The sequence below is a fragment of the Mesorhizobium sp. M7A.F.Ca.AU.001.01.1.1 genome (assembly GCF_004022735.1).
Lineage (GTDB): Bacteria > Pseudomonadota > Alphaproteobacteria > Rhizobiales > Rhizobiaceae > Mesorhizobium > Mesorhizobium ciceri.
Genome location: NZ_RZPF01000547.1, coordinates 1 through 4,572 on the forward strand (window position 1 = coordinate 1; position 4,572 = coordinate 4,572).

At 59.0% G+C, this 4,572-nt stretch carries 5 protein-coding genes; 3 read left to right on the forward strand and 2 right to left on the reverse strand.

Annotated elements, in window-relative coordinates; all coding sequences use genetic code 11:
• Nucleotides 1-117: 117 nt before the first annotated feature.
• Nucleotides 118-816 (forward strand): CBS domain-containing protein, encoded by a 699-nt coding sequence (locus tag EN884_RS26655; protein ID WP_063170489.1) that lies wholly within the window; start codon nucleotides 118-120, stop codon nucleotides 814-816.
• Nucleotides 817-873: 57 nt separating this feature from the next.
• Here the strand turns inward: EN884_RS26655 and EN884_RS26660 are convergent, their stop codons facing one another.
• The gene (locus EN884_RS26660) at nucleotides 874-1,143 is read right to left on the reverse strand and encodes a DUF6455 family protein (RefSeq protein WP_063170490.1); all 270 of its coding nucleotides are present in this window, start codon (nucleotides 1,141-1,143) and stop codon (nucleotides 874-876) included.
• Between the two features lie 159 nt (nucleotides 1,144-1,302).
• A complete protein-coding gene (locus EN884_RS26665) occupies nucleotides 1,303-2,115 on the reverse strand; it encodes a universal stress protein (protein WP_024505310.1) in 813 nt (270 codons plus the stop codon).
• Nucleotides 2,116-2,300: 185 nt separating this feature from the next.
• Here EN884_RS26665 and EN884_RS26670 point away from each other — a divergent pair, with 185 nt between their 5' ends.
• Nucleotides 2,301-3,857: a PAS domain S-box protein gene (locus EN884_RS26670; RefSeq protein WP_013525377.1), complete on the forward strand. Its 1,557-nt coding sequence runs from the start codon at nucleotides 2,301-2,303 to the stop codon at nucleotides 3,855-3,857.
• Nucleotides 3,844-4,458, forward strand: a complete 615-nt coding sequence (gene fixJ, locus EN884_RS26675) for a response regulator FixJ (RefSeq protein WP_013525376.1) — start codon at nucleotides 3,844-3,846, stop codon at nucleotides 4,456-4,458. The genes EN884_RS26670 and fixJ overlap by 14 nt, the downstream gene beginning before the upstream one ends.
• Nucleotides 4,459-4,572 lie beyond the last annotated feature (114 nt).

Here is a 4,572-nt window from a genome sequence, read left to right on the forward strand (position 1 = left end):
CATAAATCGCGTTCGGACCGCTCTCGTTGCGCTTTCGCAATCTGAAAATGATTCAGATCAAGACACGGCGCGCGCGACCTCGATAAGCAATGGGATAAAGTATCTGAGGAGGTTGGCATGCAAGCCAAAACCATAATGACCACAGCGGTCGTTGCAATTGATCCGTCTGCGTCGATCGCCGATGCAGCCGGATTGATGCTCTCCAGCAAGATCAGCGGGCTTCCCGTCATTCGCCGTGACGGCGCGCTGGTGGGCATTATCAGCGAGGGTGATCTCCTGCGCCGTGAAGAGCTGGGCACTCAGCGCAAGCGCCCACGCTGGCTGGAGTTTCTTGTCAGCCCGGGACGAGTTGCCGAAGAATATGTCCTCGCCAACGGACGGCGGATCGAAGAGGTGATGACCGACAGCGTCGTCACGGCATCCCCCAATGCATCGCTTGCCGAGGTCGTCGAGTTGATGACGCATCACCGCATCAAACGCGTCCCGATCGTCGACGGCGATAAAGTTGTCGGAATGATTGCCCGTTCCGATCTTCTTCGTGCGTTACTTGACATGCAGCCAGCCTCAACCCCGATGGCCATTGACAACGAACAGATACGCCAGAGCATCGTCGCGGAGCTTGCAGCGCAGAAATGGGCTCGAAATGAGCTGATCAATGTCACTGTCGACAAAGGGATCGTAAAACTGAACGGCGCCATCTTCGACGAGCGCGAGCGCCGGGCAGCAATCGTCGCGGCCGAAAATGCAGCCGGCGTTAAAGGCGTTGAGGACAATCTGTTTTGCGCCGAGCCGTTGTCCGTCATCCTGGTCTCGTAGCCAAGGGCTAGCACCACCATTTCCCGGGGCGAAATGTGTGCTTGGCCGCCCGACGTTCTAACGCTGTCCGGCCACATGTTGTAGCCGTGCGATCAGGTCGCGGTTGCGGCAATAGTCTGGCGGAGCATCGGCTTGCTCGTTTTGGTCGAGCCAAGTCGAGCATTCGTCCTGATGGCCGCAGGATCGGCAGCGGTTGACCGCACGATCGGTGACGGCTGCATGGTCCGCCACCACTTTCAACTGCCTGTCGACACCCAGCTTGCGTATCATGCGACCCATCAACGCGACCCTGGCGTCGACTGAAATCAGGTAGTAGAGAAAGCTCATCTTGGTCACTCCTGCCTTATGAGACTCATAGCCATGCAGGCAGCCGACGACTTGATCTCGATCAACCGACGGAGCCGTCGCCGGGCCAAGGCGGCGAAAGGGGTAGAGTGAAGTTCCTGGCCCCCCCGCCGCGTACTCGGCTGCTGGGGCGTCCACCCATCAATACGACATGAAGCGGTTGATGCCGCTTTCCTCAATCAGCGAGCGGGTTATCCCGCCGAACGCCCATTCCCGCAGACGGCTGTGCCCATAGGCACCCGAGACGATCAGGTCCGCATGGATCGACCGCGCAAAAGTCAGCAACCTGTCGCCGTCTGGGTCGCCGGCGATCAGCTCAGTTCCTGCCATGATGCCGTGATGTTCGAGAAAGACCGCGACGTCGGCAAGGCTGTCGCGGATACTCTTGTCGCGGTCGGTATCCATTGTGGCAATAACGACTTCGTTGGCCGTGGCCAGAAGGGGCAACGCATCTGCTATCGCCCGCCGCGCTTCCCTGGTGTCCTTCCAGGCAACAAGAACGGTTTTTGCCATGACAGGCTCGACATTGCTCGCGGCAACCAGGACTGGCCGCCCAATACCAAGTACCAGACTGCCGACGTCCACTGCACGGAAGACATTTCCCCCCTTCTCGCTGCCGGTGACAATAAGATCGGCGGATCGAGCCGAAATGCTCAGGAAACGGGTTGGGCTGCAAACAGCTTGGCCCCATTCGCTAAAGATCGATGCAGGAAGCAGCCTCTCGAACTCGGCGCGTAATTCGGCAAGCCGCTTTTCGATTTCGGTGTGCTGGATCTGCATGACCTCGCCTTCGTAGACCATACCGTCGCCGGTCGCGACCAAGGGCGGAACATCCGCAGCCGCCAGACCGATGAGACGGGCGCCAAACCGTTCCGCGAGCTCGATCCCCAGCTTTACAATAGGTGCGGGAGGCGCATCGATGGCGAGGTTGACGATGATCGACTTGTAAGACATTGCGGGCGCCTTTCGCTGAACGATGGAATGCGGGATGAATTGCATTCGACAGCGTCCAATGCCTTGATGCGCATCAAAGGCCGGCAACTGCATCTGCGTTCGAAAACCTCGGCTCGATCCGTTTTGCGTGTGCGGCGAGAAGTGATAGTTAGCCCCGGTAGCACCGTCGAACCCAGGAACTTCAGGTGATCAAAGACGAAGCACTCAGTTTGTCACCCGGCGGGACGACACTGAAATCATTGTTGTCTCAAATGTTCGATCAGGCACCAGGCTTTATAGCGCTGCTGCGCGAGCCAGGTCACATTTTCGAGCTGACCAATGCCGCCTACCAGCGATTGACTGGCCACAGGCAAGTGATTGGAAAGTCAGTGCGGGACGCCTTTCCCGAGCTCGAAGGGAATGGGTTTTTCGAACATCTGGACCATGTGTACATGACCGGCGAGCCCTACATTGGCCACGGGGTGAAGGTCGGCCTTCGCAACATAGCCGACGGCCCGGTCGAAGAGCGCATCCTTGATTTTGTTTATCAGCCAGTCAAGGCTGACGATGGCCGGATCACCGCGATCTTCATTGAAGGTACTGATGTCAGCGAACTCTCCTTTGCAAATGCAGCACTTCGGCTGCGTGAGGACCATTTGCGGTCGATCCTGGCAACAGTGCCGGACGCGATGGTCGTCATCGACGAGCAGGGTGGGATTCAATCCTTCAGCACCGCTGCCGAAACGCTGTTCGGCTACCAGTCAGGCGAAGTCATCGGTCAAAACGTGAAAATGCTGATGCCCTCGCCCTACCGCGACGAGCATGACGCCTATCTGCTTCGCTACCTGACGACGGGAGAGCGCCGGATCATCGGGCTCGGCCGCACCGTGACCGGGGCACGCAAGGATGGCACGACTTTCCCGATGGAGCTTTCCGTTGGCGAGATGCATCCGGGGACCGGACGTTTCTTTACCGGCTTCTGCCGCGACTTGACCGAACGCCACCGGGCAGAAGCAAGAATCCAGGAGCAGCAGCAGGAACTGCTGCACATGGCGCGGTTCACCGCACTCGGCGAGATGGCCTCAACGCTTGCTCATGAGATCAACCAGCCGCTCACCGCCATCACGAACTACCTCAAAGGCAGTCGTCGGCTGCTTGAGAAGAGCCGGGACGAGAATGCGCCCATGCTTCGGGATGCCGTGGAAAAGGCAGCTGAGCAGGCCTTGCGGGCGGGCGACGTCATCCGTCACCTGAGGGATTTTGTAGCGAGGGGCGAAAGCGAGCGCCAGGTCGAACGACTGCCAATGCTGATCGAGGAAGCCGCCTCCCTAGCCTTGGTTGGTGCAAGAGAGATAAATCTCCTCGTCAGCTACAAGCTTGATCCAGTCGCCGAACTGGTCTTAACCGACCGCATCCAGATTCAGCAGGTTTTGCTCAACCTGATGCGCAATGCGGTTGAGGCTATGCAGGACTCGCCGCGCCGCGAATTGAAAGTCACAACAATTGCCCGGGATGATGGGATGGCCGAGGTAAGCGTGATCGATACTGGCCCGGGTCTCGCGCCGGAAGTCTCGGCTCAACTCTTCCAGCCGTTTGTAACCACCAAGAAGCAAGGCATGGGTGTCGGTCTCTCCATTTGCCGCACCATCGTGGAATCGCACGGTGGTCACATATGGGCCGAGGCGATGCCGACTGGCGGGACCGCCTTCCGATTCACCTTGCGCATTGTGGAGAAGGAAGAGGTCACAAATGGCCGGCAGTGATCTGGTGCACGTGGTTGACGACGACATGGACGTGCGCAAGTCGCTCGGTTTTCTTCTGGCGACTGCAGATTTTGCAGTACGCCTGCACGAATCGGCCACGGCTTTTCTCTCGACGGCAAAGGGCGACCTCGACGGCTGCATCGTCACCGACGTGCGCATGCCGGGCATAGACGGCATCGAATTCCTGCGCCAACTGAGATCCGGCGGGCATACAATTCCAGTTATTGTCATGACGGGCCATGCCGATGTGGCGCTCGCCGTTCAGGCAATGAAGGAAGGCGCTTCCGATTTCATTGAAAAGCCGTTTGATGACGAGATGCTGATCGACGCGATCCGCTCCACGTTGGCCAACCGCAACCAGGCGAATGCAACGCATCCGCAATCCTCCGAAATCCACGGCCGCCTGGCCACACTTTCGGAGCGGGAGCGGCAGGTTCTGGACGGGCTCGTGTCGGGTCTGCCGAACAAGACGATCGCCTATGATCTGGGTATCAGTCCGCGCACTGTCGAGATTCATCGTGCCAATGTGATGAGCAAGATGGCCGCGGGCAGCCTGTCGCATCTCGTGCGCATGGCGTTGATCGTGGAATCCAAACACTAGCAAGCGTCCCCGAGAGACTTGCCGCCGTCTGTCGGCATTGCCTTCGGCTGCCAGTAGCGCCAATGGGTCGGGCGGATATCGACGCGCACGCCAGTCCCGGCGTGCTTCCAACCC

What these genes read in the sequence shown, in the direction of transcription:
- EN884_RS26660 (WP_063170490.1), bottom strand. Translation starts at nt 1,143, where the DNA reads ATGAGCTTTCTCTACTACCTGATTTCAGTCGACGCCAGGGTCGCGTTG.
- EN884_RS26665 (WP_024505310.1), bottom strand. Translation starts at nt 2,115, where the DNA reads ATGTCTTACAAGTCGATCATCGTCAACCTCGCCATCGATGCGCCTCCC.
- EN884_RS26655 (WP_063170489.1), top strand. Translation starts at nt 118, where the DNA reads ATGCAAGCCAAAACCATAATGACCACAGCGGTCGTTGCAATTGATCCG.
- fixJ (WP_013525376.1), top strand. Translation starts at nt 3,844, where the DNA reads ATGGCCGGCAGTGATCTGGTGCACGTGGTTGACGACGACATGGACGTG.